An 18,107-nucleotide genomic window follows, 5' to 3' on the forward strand; every position below is an offset into this window, starting at 1 on the left:
GTCTGGTAAGGGGGCTGGCAAGGGGTCTGTCCCTACGTGGACAGACCCCCATGGCACAAGGCTTATTCGGGCTCCCCTCCATGGCACCCAACCTGAAACCCATGGTGGCTGGTTGCGGGCGGGGTACAGGTTTTCTTTGGAAAAACAACTCGCTTCGCTCAGACATCTTTTTCCGGCAGAAAACCTGTACCCCACCCGCAACCGGCAGGCTTGTGAGTTATAGTCGGTTGGTTTTTTGCCACGAAATCCACGAAAAAACACGAACAAAGATTCACTGACAATCAGAAGCCTTTCTGTCTTTCCCTTTCGTGTTCTTTGGTGGATTTCGTGGCAAAGAAGCTTTCTTTTTTCCGTGTCCTTCCGCGCCTTCCGTGGCAAAAAAAATCAGTGCACCGAAGCCCCCTTCCTCGGCTTATTCCCAAAGCAAACCTGAAACACATCGTTATAGTGCTTCGCAAAGTTCACCGTAATCCCTTCCTTCAGATACTCTGGCAATTCCTCATAATCCCCCCGGTTCGCCTCCGGAAGTATCAGATTATTGATCTTCTGCCTGCGCGCAGCAATCACCTTTTCGCGAATACCTCCCACCGGCAACACCTGCCCGGTTAAGGTCAGCTCCCCGGTCATGGCGATGTTCTGCTGCGGGGCTTCTTTGCGGGCGATGGAGAGCAGGGCGGTGGCCATGGTCACGCCGGCGCTGGGGCCGTCTTTCGGGGTGGCGCCTTCCGGTACGTGCAGGTGCACGAAGGATTTGTCGAAGAAGGTCGGGTCGCCCTTGAACCGTTTCAGGTTGGACGACACAAAGCTGTAGGCAATCTCGGCGGATTCTTTCATCACATCCCCCAGTTGCCCGGTGAGCTTGAACCCGCGCTGGCTGGTGTGAACCTGTGACGCCTCGATGCTCAGGGTGGCGCCGCCCATAGCGGTCCATGCCAGGCCGGTGACTACGCCGGTGCCCTTCATGGATTTCTCTTTGCGGAAGGCGGGCTGGCCCAGGTAGTCCGGCAGGTCGGCAACGCCCACTTTTACCGGTTGGTCCGGGTTTTCCAGCAGTTTCACGATTCCCTTGCGGATGATCTTGTGCAGCAGCTTTTCCAGGTTCCGCACGCCGGCTTCCCGGGCGTAGCCTTCGATCACCTGGCGGATGGCCGCATCGGTGATGTTCAGCTGTTTTTTCAGCAAGCCAGCCCGTTTCAGCAGCCGCGGCATCAGGTGGTGCTTGGCGATGGCGAGTTTTTCTTCGCCGATGTAGCCGGACAGGCGAATCACATCCATCCGGTCCAGCAAGGGCCGGGGAATGGTGTCCAGCTGGTTGGCGGTGCACACGAACAGCACCTTGGACAGGTCCATGCGCACGTCCAGGTAGTGGTCCAGGAATTCCTTGTTTTGTTCCGGATCCAGGGTTTCCAGAAGGGCCGAGGCCGGGTCGCCCTGGTAGGAGCTGCCAATCTTGTCGATCTCGTCCAGCATGATCACCGGGTTGGCCACTTTGCTGTCTTTCAGGGCCTGTACGAACTTGCCGGGCATGGCGCCGATGTAGGTGCGGCGGTGACCCTTGATTTCGGCTTCATCCCGCATGCCGCCTACACTGAACCGGTAGAACTCCCGGCCCAGCGCGTCCGCCACCGAATGGCCAATAGAGGTTTTGCCTACGCCTGGCGGGCCTACCAGTAACAGTATGGAACCACTCACTTCACCTTTGAAGGTGCCCTCGGCCAGAAACTCGATGATGCGGTCTTTCACATCACCCAAGCCGTCGTGGTCCCGGTCCAGAATTTTGCGGGCTTCGGCCAGGTCGAAGTGGTCTTCGGAATGCACGCCCCAGGGCACCTGGGTAATCCAGTCCAGATAATTGCGGGTCACGCCGTATTCCGGGGAGCCTTGCTCCAGCACCTGCAATTTCTGAATTTCATCTTTGAACCGTTCAACCACAGCTGCTGGCGGATTCAGCTTGGCCATGCGCTCTTCGAAGCGCTCCACGTCAGCGGTCTTGTCGTCTTTGGCGATCCCCAACTCCCGCTGGATGACTTTCAGCTGCTCACGCAGGAAGAATTCGCGCTGGTGCTTTTGAACCTTCTCGTTTACTTCCTCGTTGATCTCGGATTGCAGGCGCGCCACCTCCTGCTCCTTGCGCATGAGCAGTAATACCCGCTCCATGCGCCGAAGCAGGGGCACGGTATCCAGCACATCCTGCAACTCGCGGCCCGGGGCGCTGGTCATGGAGGCACCGAAATCCGCCAGCGGCGAGCTGTCTTCTGGGCCAAAGCGGGACAGATACTGCTTCACCTCTTCGCCGTACAGCGGATTGGTGCGCAGCAGCTCCTTGATGGCGCTGATAATGGCCAGGGTGTAGGCCTTGAGTTCATCGGCCGGTTCTTCCGGCTCCTCCGGGTATTCCACCTCCACCAGGTAGGGCGGGCGACGGCGGAGCCACTGAACAATCCTGAACCGCTGCATGCCCTGGGCAATAAACTGAACCTTGCCACCTTCGCTCTGGGCATGGTGAACCTTCACCGCGCACCCAATGGTTTCCAGGTCGTCGCTGGCGGGAATGCCGGTGTCGGATTCCGGATCTTCCACAAAGCAGATACCCAGAACCTTGTGCTCGGTTTCACCCACCCGCTTCAAGGTCTCCTGCCAGGGATTCTGGTTGACCACCACCGGCTGCACCTGGGCCGGGAAGAACGGCCGGTTAGACACCGGCAGTACATACATACGCCGCGGCCTGGCCTGCTGCGGCAGGATCAGGCTTTTGCTGTTCTCGTCTTTGCCGATGTACTCGGTAACGTCGTCTTCAAATTCTTCCAGGGAGTCTTTGCGGTTCTCGTCATTCATACCGTGTTGCTCTCAAGGCTGAGTGGTTAAAGACCTATGTGACGACGAAAGCCAGGTTTTCAAGCTGGCTTGATTTTTCTGCTGCCGGCTCCATATCTTTAGGCAATTTTATTCATTCTGGTTCAGGTTCCCGACTTATGAGCAACTCGCCGTATATATTCGACGCCACCGCCGACAACTTTCAGCAGAAAGTGATGGAAGCCTCCGCCGCCACCCCGATTTTGGTGGACGTATGGGCCGAGTGGTGCGCGCCCTGCAAACAGCTGATGCCAATTCTGCAGAAGCTGGCGGAGGAGTATCAGGGCAATTTCCAGCTGGCCAAGGTGAATGCGGACGAGCAGCAGGAGCTGACAGCATCCCTGGGTGTGCGCAGCCTGCCGACAGTCATTTTGGTGAAGGATGGCCAGGCAGTGGATGGCTTCAACGGTGCCATGCCGGAAAGTGAAATCCGCAAGGTACTGGAAAAGCACATCGAAGCCCCGGCGGAAGACCCGTATGAAAAAGCCCACGCCTTGTGGGAAGCCGGTGATGTAGATGGCGCCCTGGCGATCCTCACCGAGATGAACCAGAAAGACCCAGAAAACCTGGATGTGCTGATCGACCTGGCCCAGCTGAAAGCCGAGCAGGGCGATCTCGACACCGCCGAGCAGGTACTCAACAGCCTGCCGCCGGAAGAGAAACTGCAGCACAAAGCCAAACAGTTGGCGGCCAGGGTGAAGTTCCTCAAGCAATCTGGTGAGCTGCCGCCGCAGGCCGAGCTGGAAGCTAAACTGGAAACCAACCCGAAAGACCCCGAGGCACTGCACCAGTTGTCCCTGCACATGGTGCTACAGGACAAAAATGCCGAAGCCATGGATCTGCTGATTCGCCTGATGCAGGCAGACGGTGCTTATAAAGACGGCATCGCTAAAACTACGCTGGTGGAGCTGTTCGAGAAGCTGGGGAATAACAATCCGGATGTGCGGGCTTACCGCAGGAAGTTGTATACCTTGATGCACTGAAGCTGCTGTTACACGGGTGGCGAGAGCCACCTGTATCGCCCCTAACTACTTCCATTGGTCCCACCCTCGTTCTGCTCCTTCCTGGCCCGAATAACGTCCATACCTCGCTAGTCGCCTTTCATATCGACAAAATTGTGGCTAAAAAGTAGTCACACATTTTACCAACATTAACATTTGTCAATTGAGTTGTAAGCTAAGCTCCGGAGGTCTGCTGTGCAGTCAAGGACCAAGGAATAATTACTCAGGAGTTTTTATGATTCATCTCAAGAAGGCCGCTCTTGCGCTGGCGGTTGCCTCTACTTTTGCCCTCGCTGGTTGTAGTAACAGTTCATCCTCTGGTGGCGGTGAAGTTGCACCTCCCGGCGGCTCGGTACAGTCAGTAGCAGGTGCGGCTGTAAAGGGTGTTTTGAAGAATGCCGCAGTGACCATATTTGAACTAAGCGGTTCTGGTGAACGAACGGAAGTTGGGGCTTCAAAGACTAATGATGACGGTGAGTATGAGGTCCAACTTTCTGGCAACTATCAGGGCGGGCTACTTGAAGTAGAGGTTACTTCTGTTCCGGGACAGACCCGGATGGTATGTGATGCTTCTGCATGCGGAACTGTGGAGAAGGGACAAGACTTTGATATCCCCTCTGGTTTCAAAATGACTGCTCTTGTTGAAAAAGAAAGTGGGTCTGCCAAGATCTCTGCTCCTGTCACTGCTTGGTCCACGATGGCGTCTAACCGCGCCAAAGCCCTCGTCAGTGAAGGGCTTTCATATAGTGATGCGTCTCGTCGGGCATCAAGCGAAGTTAGTCTTGTCGCAGGTTTCGATGTTTCCCGCACCACGGCAAGAGACATTAGTGATTTGGCTGGAGCGTCTGAGAAGGAAGTTCAGGCTGCAGCGATGAATGCTGTCATTGCAGAAGCGGTTTTCTCTGTTGGTGATGGTGGAGTGTTGGATTTTGTTACCAGATTTGAGCAGTTAAGCAAAGTTCTCGATGATGGCGCTCTGGATGACAATGATGGCGAGTTAAGGACGGCGCTGGCTGACGCCACAGTCAAGGTGAGTCAAGACTCGACGATTCAATTAGCTGAATCTGTTCGCAAAGAGCTGGACAGTGTTGCGAATCAAGTAAAAGAAGGTATTGACGTAAGCAACTCGACTGACAGTGAGCTGAGCTTTAGAGGGTTCGTGTCGCAAGTCAGGGCTTGGGCCAACAGTATCGAGTCTGTTAACAGTGAAGAATTGTCTGCGGCAGTAAAGGCCGACAGCGAAACCATCAAGAATATCTTTTCTGCGAGCACCGAGGGGCAGTTTGCGTTTCTTGGGCATGTACTCGACGCTGCTAACGAGTTCCTTCTCAATAGTCCTGAGCAGGTCAGTGTGCTAATTAATAATGGTGGCTCAAAGTCTGTCACCGTTGAAGATGACAATGGTAGGACTGTTGGGGCGGCGACTCTGAAGTTCTCTGATAATAATGGGTTGAACATTGAGATTACGGGTCAGGCTGGAACAGGTGAAGTTTTTGAGCCTGTGAATCTTGTAATGGCAACAAGCATTCCTGTCAGTCAACTGGATGTTGTTGCGCAGCCGGATCGCGAGGGCTCTATTAACCTTTTGATCAATAGTCTGCAAAAAGAAAACAGTATTGCTCTATCCGGCACGATTGGTAGTGATCTGATTGCTCTGAACAACCTCTCACTGAATCTGAGTCTGCAGGAAAGCATCACCGCAAGCGCTGCGGGCGGCATGATGGATGAGGCAGATAGCATCGAAGCAAAATTTGCATCTGCAAAACTTGCGGGACAGGTGACTATTAATAGCGCGGAGGGGGATCGATTCTCTGGTGACCTGGAAGTTGGTCTCACTCGACTCAAAGACGCTGATCTTCCATATTCTGCACTGAACTTTACACGTATTTCGGTCGAGCGCTTCAGGGTCTCAGGCGAGTTCGATTCCGCAAATCCGGAAGTCGGAAGCTTCTCGGCATCCGCAGCATTAAATATTCGTAATGGTGCGGAGTTTGATGTGTTGTCATGGGGGGAGTACAGCTCCCAGACCCGTTGGTTACCGCTCTCCGCGACGGAAGAAGAGCTGGGCTTTATGTCTCAACCCTTCTCTGACGACGTTGTTGTAGGGTTTGTTCAGGGTGGTTTCGATGCTGACTATCAGGGGCAGTGGGGCTATGGGCAGTACTTCGTTGATAATGGACAAGCCCGTGAAAACTATCTGTACCCTGGCGATAGCAACCTGAGTGGTATGACAGATCAGGTTGTAAATTCTGTGCTTCAGCGGTTACGAGGGCTTGAAGGGCGGTTTGTTCTCGAGTCTTGGGAGACAAATAGTGCGATTTATGAGCTAACTCCGGAGGAGTTTACGACGCTGCCGCTTGTTTACGGGTGGATTAACTACGATGAAGTAGTTGGCTATGGAAATGTTACCTTAGGCATGGACGGCGGATCTCTTGGAAGTTTCGAGGACAGCAATTTAGTTTTTGTAGATGCTAATGGCGGGCGTATTAGTGTCGGAAACGTCTGGTCAGACGAAGAGGGAGGAAGCACCCTTTCTTTTGATGCATCGTTTAATGTTTTGGAGGATTGGGTTTCCGGTGGGGCCCAACTTATTGGTACGCCTAATCCACTCTTAGAGGTTGATGCGTCACAGTACGTTAACGTTGAGGGCGCCACATACCGAGGGTATTGGTTGGACTTTAGTTCAATGTCAGGTGAGGTTGAATATTGGGGTAACGTGAATTATCAAGTCCCAGTTTCCTTGTCTCGTTTTGAGGCTTGTGTGAGCAATGCTCCGAACGAACTCCAAAAGCTGACTGGATGGGCATACTCAGACTTGTCCGAGCAAGAAACCCTAGTGCATTGCGCTGAGAATACCTTAGCCGGTAACTGGGTTGATTTTGGCTATTCGGACTACGAGGGTATGAGTGTTGATTTCTCCCAGTTGGATCAGGTTGGGCGGAACATCCTTGTGTCGGAACTTGGTGACTTTGCTGAGGACGTAGATACTCGCTCCTACTACTCTGAGCTGACATTTGGCTCTGCGGCTTCTGGGCTGTCTAACGCTGCAACCATAGAAATGCTGGCTGAGTTCCCGGATCTCGAAACAGCTGATTACTTCCTGAACGGCAGTATCACTGTGTCGGCTGAAGTGGAGTTGCCTGAACTGCCGCTGGCCAAAGCGACCGTAACACTGGATCGAACTGCCCAGAAAGGTGGTTCTGTTCTGGCTAATGTCATCTGGAATGGCGGTAACTATAGCGTAAGGGTTGCTTCAACCAATTTCGAAGATCTGGCGGGAACGGAGGTGAATGCGGAGTTCTTCAATGCCGAGGGACATTTGCTTCAGCTGACCCCTTCGTTTGATGCGGATAAGAAACTGGTGGGCTTGACTGGCAAAGCCATGGCGAACGGTCAAGAAGTGGGCAAAGTTACTCTTCGTGACACCGCTGCCGGGAAGATACCAGTAATTGAGTACAACAGTGGTTCTGAAACTATCGTAGAGACGTTGTTCTGATGATAGGACTGTCTTCTGACAGAAAAAGGTGGGGCTTCGGCCCTGCCTTTTTTTTGATTCTGTTTCTTCCGGTACTGGTGTGCGCTGGGGAGCTTAACTTCTTCGGGCAATTCCGTCTCCAAGCCATCAGCGAGCCTGAACCCGTCAATGGCATGTTGGGTAATTGGGGCGATGAATTCGAGTCTGGAAAGCGGCAGTGGATCGATGCCCGCACAGAGCTCGGTGTAAGGTATGGCAGCGGTCTTGAGGTTTCACTCTTTGCAAGAGCGTTGGCGGACCTGAGGTTCAATGAAGAAGCTGCGCGTTTCTATGGAAGGGTAAAGCGTGATGAAGCTTTGATGCCTGGTGAGCAGATTCCTGTGAAGGTATCGGCACATGGATTTACCGGAGATGGCTTACGCATAGGTTATCGGGTGCGAGAAGGTGGTTGGGATGTTGCTCTTGGGGGCTCCCTGTTCAAGGCTGACTATTTGCTTGAGGGGGATCTTTGGGGTGAGATGCTGGCTAAGACGCCAGAGGACTTTTCCTTCGAAGCGAGCATTGATTACGTGTACTACGAAGATCTGATTTTCGGGAGGGAGGATACCTCACGGCCCGAAGGTGTCGGTTGGAGTGGTGACCTAGTGCTCGCTTGGCAGGCACATGATCATTTGAGGTTTGAGTTTGCAGCCGAGGACCTATTTGCGAGAATTCGCTGGACAGATGTGCCGGCAACACGAACGCTGGAGCCTGTATCTCTGGATCGGCGTATTCAGGATAGTAAGCAGGCTCCTGTGGGGCTGTGGGCTGAGGGTACGATAGACCGTTATTATCAAGATATTGACCCGAGATATCGTTTGAGTTTGGATTGGAATGCTGATGCCTGGCACGGGTCGTTACGTGGCCAATACCAGTTCGGCTATGGCTATGCCGGAGTAGGTGGTGGTTATCGGTTTGCCAACGGTTTTGCTGTTACCGGGTTGTTCTGGCCCGAATATGATCAGTTCGGGATCGAGGCAAAATCCGGGAACTGGCGGGGCACGCTGGTGCTGGATCAGTTTGACTGGAATGAAGTACAGGCGATGTCGGTTGGTATTGCTTACGGTTACTAAGCAGCAGGAAAAGCTGTAAAAAAGCCGGATGGCGAAACCATCCGGCTTTTTTCGTCTAGTTCAGGCTAGAGCCTCAGGCATTACCCTGCTTCATCGCCTCAAACTCATCCTCAAAGAAGAACTTCTCCTCCCCAAAGGCGGGCTCCAGCTCGTGCAGCCAGGTGGCCGTTTCGCTGTACTTGGCAAAGAACGGGCGCTGTACCCAGTCCGGGTTGCGGCCTTGCAGGAAGCGCAGCACGAACACCTTTTCGCCTTTGATTTCGGTTACGCCCTGGATTTCCACCTTACCGGGGCCTGCGCTCATGCTGGGGCCGCGGGCGGTGCGGGCCAGGCCGCTGACCTGCTTCATGGCTTCGCGGTAGATGTTGTAGGCCTCGGCCAGGGGCACTTCGAAGTAGTTCTTGGCGCCGGTGTCCCGCTCTACAAACATGTAGTAGGGGATGATGCCCAGCTTCACTTCTTTCTTCCACAGCTTGGCCCAGGCGTCGGCATCGTCGTTCACGTGCTTGATCAGCGGGCCCTGGGCGCGGATTTCGGCACCGGTGGCGCGGATGCGGCGAATGGCTTCTTCCGCGATGTCGGTGGTGATTTCCTGCCAGTGATTGTAGTGGGCCATGATGGCCACGTGCTTGCCGGCATCAACCAGTTTGGCGAACAGTTCGATCAGTTCGTCGGCATCCTTGTCGGTCACAAAACGGTACGGCCAGAAGGTGAGGGCCTTGGTGCCGATGCGGATGGTCTGGATGTGGTCGAACTCTGGCTGCAGCAGCGGTTCCAGGTACTGAACCAGGTTCTTGGTCTTCATTACCATGGGGTCGCCACCGGTCACCAGCAGGTCGGTCACTTCGGTGTGTTCCTGCAGGTAGCCGTGCAGTTTCTCGGCATCGGTGCTGGCCATTTTCAGGTCTTTGTCACCGACAAACTGCGCCCAGCGGAAGCAGAAGGTGCAGTAGCTGTGGCAGGTCTGGCCCTGGGACGGGAAAAACAGCACGGTCTCGCGGTATTTGTGCTGTACGCCGTCAAGCACTTCGCCATCCAGCTCCGGCATGTTCATTTCCATCTGGCCGGCCGGGTGCGGGTTCAGCTCGTCGCGGATTTCCTTGGCTGCGGCCTGGATGTCCTTTTTTTCTGCGCCTTCGCGGTGCAGCTTGGCCATGCGCTCGTAATGTTCGTCTTTCAGCATGCCTTTTTGAGGGAAGACAAGCTGGTAGATGGGGTCGTTTGGTACCTTGTCCCAGTTGATCAGTTCGTTGATCACGTATTCGTTAACCCGGAATGGCAGCACGCTGGCTACCACTTTCATCTCGAACAGGGTGTCTTCAGGGAGATTCTGGATCGCCTCAATTTTGTCGAGCTGGCGGTCAGTAAAAACCTTGAACCGGCGTTCCTCGAATTCCTGAACCGGGATGCGGTTCGGAAAGGTGACGATGGAGTTCATAGATCGCCCTCTGTTGTGTGTCGGAAAATCAAAAGGAGGGGTGTTTTCCTCCTTCACTGGTCAAAAATCGGGCAGGCAAGTATACATAAATCGCAATTCATTTTCAGGTCTAATTAATAGTAGAGATTCCTGGCGCTGATCAGTGCCTTTAAAAGTGTCAAATTGCATGGATTTGTGCCGTTTTTCGGCTAATTTCGTCAAAAAATCTTTAAGGTCAGTGTTTAGTCAGGCGATGGAATTATCGTTGGAAGTACGTGTGAGACATTGGTCTGAGAGCGTCTTGTTCCTGTCATCGGAAGTAGTCATTATTACGTAACTAATGCTAATTAAAGTACTTTCAAACGCCTGTTTGTTTGTTTTTGAGCGCCGTTTTGTAGTAAAAGTACGAAAGTTTTATTCCTGAATGCTCTTCTGTCGTTCAGCAGGAAAAATGCCAGAGCTGTTCTATGCTTGTGAGAGCTTAAATTGTTCCCGAGGGGGAGGGTTTGATGTACCGCGATGATGATCCCATTGAAACCAGCGAATGGCTTGACGCACTAGAGTCGTTAATCGAAAACGAAGGCGTCGACCGTGCCAAATATATTCTGGAGCGCTTGTCTGAGCGCGCCAGCAGGGACGGCACTGAGCTGCCGTATTCCATTACCACGCCGTTCCGCAACAGCATTCCCGTTACCCAGGAATCCCGGATGCCGGGTGACCTGTTCATGGAGCGCCGTATCCGTTCCCTGATTCGCTGGAACGCCATGGCCATGGTGGTACGGGCCAACAAGCGCCCGGGTGACCTGGGTGGCCATATCTCCACCTTCTCTTCTGCAGCCACCCTTTATGACGTGGGCTTCAATTACTTCTTCCACGGCGGTGGCGACGAACGCGCGTCAGACCTGGTGTATTTCCAGGGCCACGCATCGCCCGGTATCTATGCCCGTTCCTTCCTGGAAGGCCGCTTCAGCGAAGCGCAGTTGGACAAGTATCGTGAAGAGGTAGATGGCGACGGGCTGTCTTCCTACCCGCACCCCTGGCTGATGCCGGATTACTGGCAGTTCCCGACTGTATCCATGGGTCTGGGCCCTATCCAGTCTATCTACCAGGCCCACGTAATGAAGTACCTGCACAGCCGTGAGCTGATCGACATGGACGGCCGCAAGGTGTGGGCGTTCGTGGGTGACGGCGAGTGTGACGAGCCGGAAACCCTGGGCTCCATCTCCAAGGCCGGCCGCGAGAAGCTGGATAACCTGATCTGGGTGGTGAACTGCAACCTGCAGCGCCTGGACGGCCCGGTGCGTGGTAACGGCAAGATTGTCCAGGAGCTGGAAGGCGTGTTCCGTGGTGCCGGCTGGAATGTGATCAAGGTGGTCTGGGGGCGCATGTGGGATCCGCTGTTCGAGAAAGACGAAGACGGCGTGATGCAGCGGGCCATGGACGAGATTTGTGATGGCGAGCTGCAGAACCTGACCTTCAAGGGTCCGGCTTACACCCGCAAGGAATTCTTCGGCAAGCATCCGGAGCTGGCCAAGCTGGCGGAGGATATGTCGGATGAAGATATCCAGAAGCTGAACCGCGGCGGCCACGACCCGTACAAGGTATATGCGGCCTACCACAAGGCGGTAAACCACGCGAACGGCAAGCCCACCGTGATTCTGGCCCACACCATCAAGGGTTATGGTTTCGGTGCAGCGGGCGAAGCCCAGAACACCGCGCACTCCCTGAAGAAGCTGGACATCGATACCCTGAAATCCTTCCGGGATCGCTTCGGTGTGCCCCTGAAAGACGAAGAGCTGGAAGACGTACCTTACTACCGCCCGGCGCCGGACAGCCCGGAGCTGGTGTACATGAAGAAGCGCAGGCAGGAGCTGGGTGGCTTCTATCCCAAGCGCAACAAGGATTGCCAGCCGCTGCAGATTCCGGAACTGGATATCTTCAAGCAGGTGCTGGAAGGCTCCGGTGGCCGTGAAATCTCCACCACCATGGCGTTCGTGCGCATCCTGACCGCGCTGGTAAAAGACAAGCGCATCGGCAAGCGTGTAGTACCCATCGTGCCGGACGAAGCCCGTACCTTCGGTATGGAAGGCATGTTCCGCCAGCTGGGCATCTACACCGCGGAAGGGCAGAAGTATGTGCCCCAGGACCGCGACCAGATCATGTATTACCGGGAAGACAAGAAGGGCCAGATCCTTCAGGAAGGCATCAACGAAGACGGTGCCATGTCTACCTGGATGGCCGCGGCTACGTCCTATAGCACCAACAGCTTCCCGCTGATTCCGTTCTACGTGTTCTATTCCATGTTCGGCTTCCAGCGCGTGGGTGACCTGGCCTGGGCTTCCGGCGACATGCAGGCCCGAGGCTTCCTGATCGGCGGTACCGCCGGCCGGACGACCCTGAACGGCGAAGGCCTGCAGCACCAGGACGGTCACAGCCACGTACTGGCCAACACCATTCCGAACTGTAAGGCCTACGACCCGGCCTACGGTTATGAAATGGCCGTGGTGATCCGTCACGGTATGAAGGAGATGTTCGAAGACAACCAGAACGTCTTCTACTACCTGACCATCGAGAACGAGAACTACGAACAGCCCGCCATGCCGAAAGACTGTGAAGACGGCATCATCAAGGGCATGTACAAGTTCGAGTCTGTAGAAACCAAGGGCCGCAAGAAGAGCCCGCGGGTTCAGCTGCTGGGCGCCGGCTCGATCATGAATGAAGTGCGCGCCGCCGCACAGATGCTGAAAGACGACTGGGGTGTGGCTTCCGATGTGTGGAGCGTAACCAGCTACAACGAACTGGCCCGTGATGGCCAGCACGTGGAGCGCTGGAACCACCTGCACCCGGACGACAAGCCCCGCAAGGCCTACGTGACCCAGTGCATGGAAGATGCGCAGGGCCCGGTAGTGTCGTCTACCGACTACATCAAGCTGCACTCCGAGCAGCTGCGGGCATTCATCCCGAAAACCTACATGACCCTGGGCACCGACGGTTTCGGCCGCAGTGACACCCGCGAGAAGCTGCGCAGCTTCTTCGAAGTGGATCGTTACTACGTGGCGGTAACCGCGCTGGCAGCCCTGGCCAAAGACGGTGAAATCAAGCAGGAGCAGGTTCTCGAAGCTATGCGCAAGTACGGAATCGATCGCAACAAACCGAACCCGGTGCTGAGCTAAGGAGACCGCTATGAGTGAACAGGAAATCAAGGTTCCCGATCTTGGCGGTGCAGATGAAGTCGAGATCATCGAAATCATCGTCAGCGAAGGGGACTCGGTTGCAGAAGAAGATCCGATTCTGACCGTTGAATCTGATAAAGCCTCGGTAGAACTGCCAGCCCCGGCGGCCGGTAAGATCACCAAGATCACCGTGAAGGTGGGTGACAAGGTAAAGGAAGGCGACGTTATCGGCATGTTGTCTGCCAGCGGAGACGCCGGTGGCTCTGACGATGCGGAAGAGGACAAGTCTGAAGAAAAGGCCGAGGAGAAATCCGAGGCCAGGTCTGAAGACAGCAAGCCTGCACCGAAGAAGAAAAAGTCTGGCGGCTCCCGCACCGAAGTGGTGAAGGTGCCTTCGCTGGATGGCTTCGACGACGTGCCGGTAATCGAGATCAACGTGTCCGAAGGCGACACCGTGGGCGAGGATGATCCGCTGGTGACCGTGGAGTCCGATAAGGCCACCATGGAAATTCCGTCTCCCTATGCCGGCAAGGTTGGCAAGATTCTGGTGAAGGAAGGCGACAAGCTTTCTGAAGGCTCTGACCTGCTGGAAATGACCATCGAAGACGATGGTGAGGATGAGGAAGAAGCGGCAGATTCCGGTGACAGTGCCAAGGCCGAAAGCCAGGCCAGCAAGCCGGAGAAGAAAGACAGCAAGCCTGAAGCGGCCCCGCAGCCACAAGGCTCTACCTACGAGCCGCCGGCACCGGGCACCAAGGTGCATGCCGGCCCGGCCGTGCGCAAACTGGCACGGGAACTGGGTGCAGACCTGACCCGCGTGAAAGGCTCCGGCCCGAAAGGACGCATCATCAAAGATGATGTGCACGCCTACGTGAAGAGCCAGTTGCAGCAGGCCCAGCAGGGCGGCGGCGTGGCGGTTGGCTCGGGCATTCCGGGCGTGAAACTGCCGGACTTCAGTCAGTTTGGTGAGATCGAGCGTGAAGGCATGTCCCGCATGATGGCGGCTACGGCCACCAACATGCAGCGCAGCTGGCTGAACGTGCCCCACGTAACCCAGTTCGACGATGCCGACATCACCGAAATGGAAGCCTTCCGCAAAGGCCAGAAAGCAGCCGGCGAAAAGCGTGGCGTGAAAATGACCCCGCTGCCGTTCCTGCTAAAGGCCTGCGCGGCAGCACTGGCGGAACTGCCTCAGTTCAACGTGTCCCTGGACATGGAACGCAAAGAGGTAGTGCGCAAGAAGTACATCCACATCGGTATTGCGGTGGATACGCCTCATGGCCTGATGGTTCCGGTGATCCGGGATGTCGACCAGAAAGGCCTGTGGGAGCTGGCGGCGGAAAGCGCCGAGCTGGCCCAGAAGGCAAGGGACAAGCAATTGAAGCCAGCAGAAATGCAGGGCGCCTGCTTTACCATCACCAGCCTGGGAGGCATTGGCGGCACTGCGTTCACACCGATTGTGAACACGCCGGAAGTGGCGATTCTGGGTGTCTCCAAGGCATCCATGAAGCCGGTGTGGGACGGCAAGGAATTCCAGCCGCGGCTGATGCTGCCGCTGTCGCTGTCTTACGACCACCGTGCAGTGAACGGGGCAGATGCCGCTCGGTTTACCAACCTGCTGACGCAGCTGCTGGGGGATATTCGGACCTTGTTGCTGTAGTCCTGAGTCGAGGGCTGCTCCGTAGCTTTTTAGTTGCGGGGCGGCTTTCTCGTTTTTGCGTTGAGTTTGGCCAAATCTCTACCAATTTGCTGCATCAGGCTCTTACTTTGGAGAGCGAGAAGGGTTTCCTGCTCTCGCTCCCAGTCCTCAGCACTCATCACCACGAAAGCTTCTCCGGCTCGGCGTGTAACCTTGACCGGTTCATGCTGACTAATTACCTGCTCAACAACATTTTCCAAGTTATCTCTAAACTTGTTTACACTGATTGTGTCCATGAAGCACCTCTATGTGTGGATATTTCGTGCAACTATGCATCACAAGCCCTAACGCAGTCATCAGGCTCGTTCTGGCTTTCGGCCTCCGACGGATGCCCCTGTCGGGTCGCCGTTTATGGCTGGCCCGCGACATGCTCGGTGGCAATGGCATCAGTGACGAATTCGGTGTTGCCCGGCATTCAGGCTTTCTTTTGATAAAATCAGTCTCTTCGGCCAATGACCGGTTCGCCGGGCAGATCCACTATCAGCCTCATGGAACCCGCAAACCACCTTGAGGCCCTTATGACTCCCGCAGAACTGCTCTCTCAGCCGCTCAAGCTCCCTAATGGCTCTGTCATCCCCAACCGCTTTGCCAAGTCCGCCATGAGCGAGACTCTGGGCACCATTGACAACCACCCCACCAAAGAGCTGGCAACCCTGTATCGTGCGTGGGCAGAGGGCGGCACCGGGCTGTCGATCACGGGTAATGTAATGATCGACCGCCGGCAGATCGGAGAGCCACAGAATGTGGTGGTGGAAGACGAAGGCGACCTTGAGCTTCTTACCGCCTGGGCCAAGGCCGGGCAAAAGGGAGGTAAACAGATCTGGATGCAACTGAACCATCCCGGCAAGCAAAGCCCCAAAATGCTGAACAAGGACCCGGTCTCGCCCAGCGCGATACCATTCAAAAAAGAGCTCCGCAGCATGTTTGCCACACCCCGCGCCCTGACCGGCCCGGAAATTGAGGATGTCATCCAGCGCTTTGCCCGCAGCGCTGCCATTGCCCAGAAAGCCGGATTCGACGGCGTGCAAATCCACGGCGCCCACGGTTATCTGGTGAGCCAGTTCCTGTCACCCCACCACAACCAGCGCACGGATCAGTGGGGTGGTTCGGCGGAGAACCGCAGGCGCTTTGTGTTGGCCGTGTACCGGGCCATTCGGGAGGTTTGTGGCGCTAGTTTCAACATCGGCATCAAGCTGAACTCAGCGGATTTTCAGCGAGGAGGTTTTACCGAAGGGGAATCGCTGGCGGTGATTGAGGCCCTGGTGGCCGAGGGCATTGATCTGGTGGAAATCTCAGGTGGCAATTACGAGAACCCGGCCATGGCAAAGGGCGCTGAAAATGGCAAAGTAAAGGCCAGTACCCTGGCGCGGGAGGCCTACTTCCTGGAGTTCGCCGAGAAAGTGCGCAATCTCACTGACGTACCCTTGATGGTGACGGGCGGCTTCCGCACCGAGACCGGAATGGCCGACGCGTTGGCTTCCGGCGCCACGGACCTGGTGGGCCTGGCGAGGCCGTTGGTGGTGGAGCCGGATTTGCCGAACCGGATTATGAAAGGCGATCAGGTGACCAGCGCGGTTAGGCCCATCAAAACAGGGATTCGACTGATTGATGACATGGCCCTGATGGAAGTGAGCTGGTACACCCGGCAGATCGGCCGGATTGCCAGGGGCATAGCACCGAAACAGCATGACCGGGGGATTCTGTCGTTGATGGAGGTTCTCGGCGTGATGACAACCCGAAGCGTCCGTAGCAGGCTCCGGGCGGGTGAATAGGCAGTTTGCAGGCCGGGGCCTTTGGCCCGGCCCTGCATCGTCCCCTGGTTAGTTCGCGAAGTACATCCAGTCAAAGTAATCGTGTAGATCCTGCATGGCATAGGCTTCTGCGGCTTGGGTAAGTTCAAACAACAGGCTTTGGTCTTTGGCAAGTTTCATGGCATTACCTCACAGAGTTGCAGCGGTTGATGCGGTGAGTGGTTTTCACCGGCTTGCAGTTTGGTACTAGCATTAGCTATGCCAGATTTTTTTCTGGCTTGTAAGGTGTTGAATACCCGGGGGAAGGGCCCGAGTCGAGCAGGTGTGGGGTTTGGGAATTGAGCCAGAATGGTGCATGTGCACCAGCCAGAAACGAAAAACCCCGGCCGGAGCCGGGGTGATTCTGAGTTAACTGCCTAGGAAATCAGAAGCTGTATTGCGCCAGGAAGAGTACGCGGTTAGCGTCGCCGTCATCCCCACCCTGAGTTTCAGTTTCCAGGTAGCCATACTCTACGCCCATATTGACGTTTTTGACTGGCGACCACATGTAGTTAACATAGATCATTGAGTTAGTGTCGGTCTCATCAGCAGACAACGTTGTGTCCCGAACCGCGTCGTCCAGATCCACAGTTGCCATACCGTAGCCCAGGTTAACGGAACGACCGCCGCCAAGGCTCATGCTGGCACCAATTGTGCCACCGTACGCTTCGACTGTTTCGATGTCACCGTTGGCGTCTACATAGCCATCATATTGGCCAAAGTTGCCGCCTGCTCGCCAAACATACCCGGTAGCGCCCTCACCATAGTTGATAGCACCCTGAACCGAGAGCATGTCAGTAACTGCAACCTTACCGGCCAAGAATGCAGCATATCCGAAGGTTGCATCGTCCTCAGATCCGGTGTCATAGGCTGTTTGCTTGACCATTGCTGCCGCTGAGTAAGATAGTCCTCCGGAGGAGTCCTCAAGCCGTACAGTCAGAGCTGGCGTACTGCTCTTCGTGTCGTCGGTGATCGGGCCGTCAGCATCCACTCCGTTACCTACGCTATTGGTGGCCTGCTCGAGAGAGAATGACAGTGCGCCTGAAGTGTAGCGGATCTGTTCTGTACGCCCCTGGGTACCCGGCCGGCCTGGAGCACCGTCAAAGTCGATGCCCGCAGTGTTGCCTACAAATGAGTTGTAGTTAGACCAGGTGCGACCGATCAGGACGTTATTATATTCGCCATAGGCGTGACGAAGGCGCGGCTCAAGTGTGTCGTTGTTATCAAAGTCCAGTTCAACCACAACCTTTACGTCTTCCGGCGATGTTACTGAAAAACCCAGTCGGCTGGTATTTGCATCCATGCCGAAATGGCCGTCTGAGGTATCGCCTGAACCTGTGGTGATTTTTGAATAATTGCCAGCTTGACCGCCGGCGGCGATATTCTCATCAATGTCGTAGGATGCTACGACCCTCGCGAAACCATACAGATTTGCTTCATAGCCATTGGCCTCAAAGCTAACGGCACCAGCCTGCCCGGCAACGCCAAAAATTGCCGCAGCCGCCGTCGCACGAATGGCCATTCTCAATTTGTTATTTTGCATCGTTGTTGTCTCCACATCTTTATTTTTGTTGGACCCACAAAGAA

10 protein-coding genes are annotated in these 18,107 nt (G+C 55.3%); 6 read left to right on the forward strand and 4 right to left on the reverse strand.

Annotated features, from left to right (window positions below; genetic code table 11):
- Nucleotides 1–384 precede the first annotated feature (384 nt).
- Nucleotides 385–2,835 carry an endopeptidase La gene (gene lon / locus B9Q17_RS00170; protein WP_094623631.1) on the reverse strand — a complete coding sequence of 817 codons (2,451 nt, stop codon included), beginning with the start codon at nucleotides 2,833–2,835 and terminating at the stop codon, nucleotides 385–387.
- Between the two features lie 137 nt (nucleotides 2,836–2,972).
- On the opposite strand from lon, the gene trxA reads away from it, so the two are divergent.
- The 3 genes from trxA to B9Q17_RS00185 all read left to right on the forward strand — a co-directional run bounded on the left by trxA (nucleotide 2,973) and on the right by B9Q17_RS00185 (nucleotide 8,441).
- Nucleotides 2,973–3,836 carry a thioredoxin gene (trxA, locus tag B9Q17_RS00175; RefSeq protein WP_094623632.1) on the forward strand — a complete coding sequence of 288 codons (864 nt, stop codon included), beginning with the start codon at nucleotides 2,973–2,975 and terminating at the stop codon, nucleotides 3,834–3,836.
- Between the two features lie 253 nt (nucleotides 3,837–4,089).
- Nucleotides 4,090–7,350, forward strand: coding sequence for a hypothetical protein (locus B9Q17_RS00180; RefSeq protein ID WP_094623633.1), 3,261 nt, complete (start codon nucleotides 4,090–4,092; stop codon nucleotides 7,348–7,350).
- A complete protein-coding gene (locus B9Q17_RS00185; protein ID WP_094623634.1) occupies nucleotides 7,350–8,441 on the forward strand; it encodes a hypothetical protein in 1,092 nt (363 codons plus the stop codon). The genes B9Q17_RS00180 and B9Q17_RS00185 overlap by 1 nt, the downstream gene beginning before the upstream one ends.
- A 73-nt stretch (nucleotides 8,442–8,514) precedes the next feature.
- On the opposite strand, the gene B9Q17_RS00190 is transcribed toward B9Q17_RS00185, so the two are convergent.
- Nucleotides 8,515–9,879 (reverse strand): KamA family radical SAM protein, encoded by a 1,365-nt coding sequence (locus B9Q17_RS00190; RefSeq protein WP_058341782.1) that lies wholly within the window; start codon nucleotides 9,877–9,879, stop codon nucleotides 8,515–8,517.
- Between the two features lie 488 nt (nucleotides 9,880–10,367).
- Between B9Q17_RS00190 and aceE the strand changes: the two genes are divergently transcribed.
- Both aceE and aceF read left to right on the forward strand, forming a co-directional pair.
- The gene (aceE, locus tag B9Q17_RS00195; RefSeq protein ID WP_058341781.1) at nucleotides 10,368–13,031 is read left to right on the forward strand and encodes a pyruvate dehydrogenase (acetyl-transferring), homodimeric type; all 2,664 of its coding nucleotides are present in this window, start codon (nucleotides 10,368–10,370) and stop codon (nucleotides 13,029–13,031) included.
- Nucleotides 13,032–13,041: 10 nt separating this feature from the next.
- Nucleotides 13,042–14,691 (forward strand): dihydrolipoyllysine-residue acetyltransferase, encoded by a 1,650-nt coding sequence (gene aceF / locus B9Q17_RS00200; RefSeq protein ID WP_094623635.1) that lies wholly within the window; start codon nucleotides 13,042–13,044, stop codon nucleotides 14,689–14,691.
- A 29-nt stretch (nucleotides 14,692–14,720) separates the two neighbouring features.
- Here aceF and B9Q17_RS00205 read toward each other — a convergent pair whose 3' ends face one another.
- A complete protein-coding gene (locus B9Q17_RS00205; protein ID WP_094623636.1) occupies nucleotides 14,721–14,966 on the reverse strand; it encodes a type II toxin-antitoxin system Phd/YefM family antitoxin in 246 nt (81 codons plus the stop codon).
- A gap of 282 nt (nucleotides 14,967–15,248) precedes the next feature.
- Between B9Q17_RS00205 and B9Q17_RS00210 the strand changes: the two genes are divergently transcribed.
- Nucleotides 15,249–16,502, forward strand: coding sequence for an NADH:flavin oxidoreductase/NADH oxidase family protein (locus B9Q17_RS00210; protein WP_094623949.1), 1,254 nt, complete (start codon nucleotides 15,249–15,251; stop codon nucleotides 16,500–16,502).
- A 403-nt stretch (nucleotides 16,503–16,905) separates the two neighbouring features.
- Here the strand turns inward: B9Q17_RS00210 and B9Q17_RS00215 are convergent, their stop codons facing one another.
- Entirely contained in the window at nucleotides 16,906–18,063 is a 1,158-nt protein-coding gene (locus B9Q17_RS00215) for a DcaP family trimeric outer membrane transporter (RefSeq protein WP_094623637.1), read from the reverse strand.
- Nucleotides 18,064–18,107 lie beyond the last annotated feature (44 nt).

The sequence above is a fragment of the Marinobacter vinifirmus genome (assembly GCF_002258215.1).
Taxonomy (GTDB): domain Bacteria; phylum Pseudomonadota; class Gammaproteobacteria; order Pseudomonadales; family Oleiphilaceae; genus Marinobacter; species Marinobacter vinifirmus.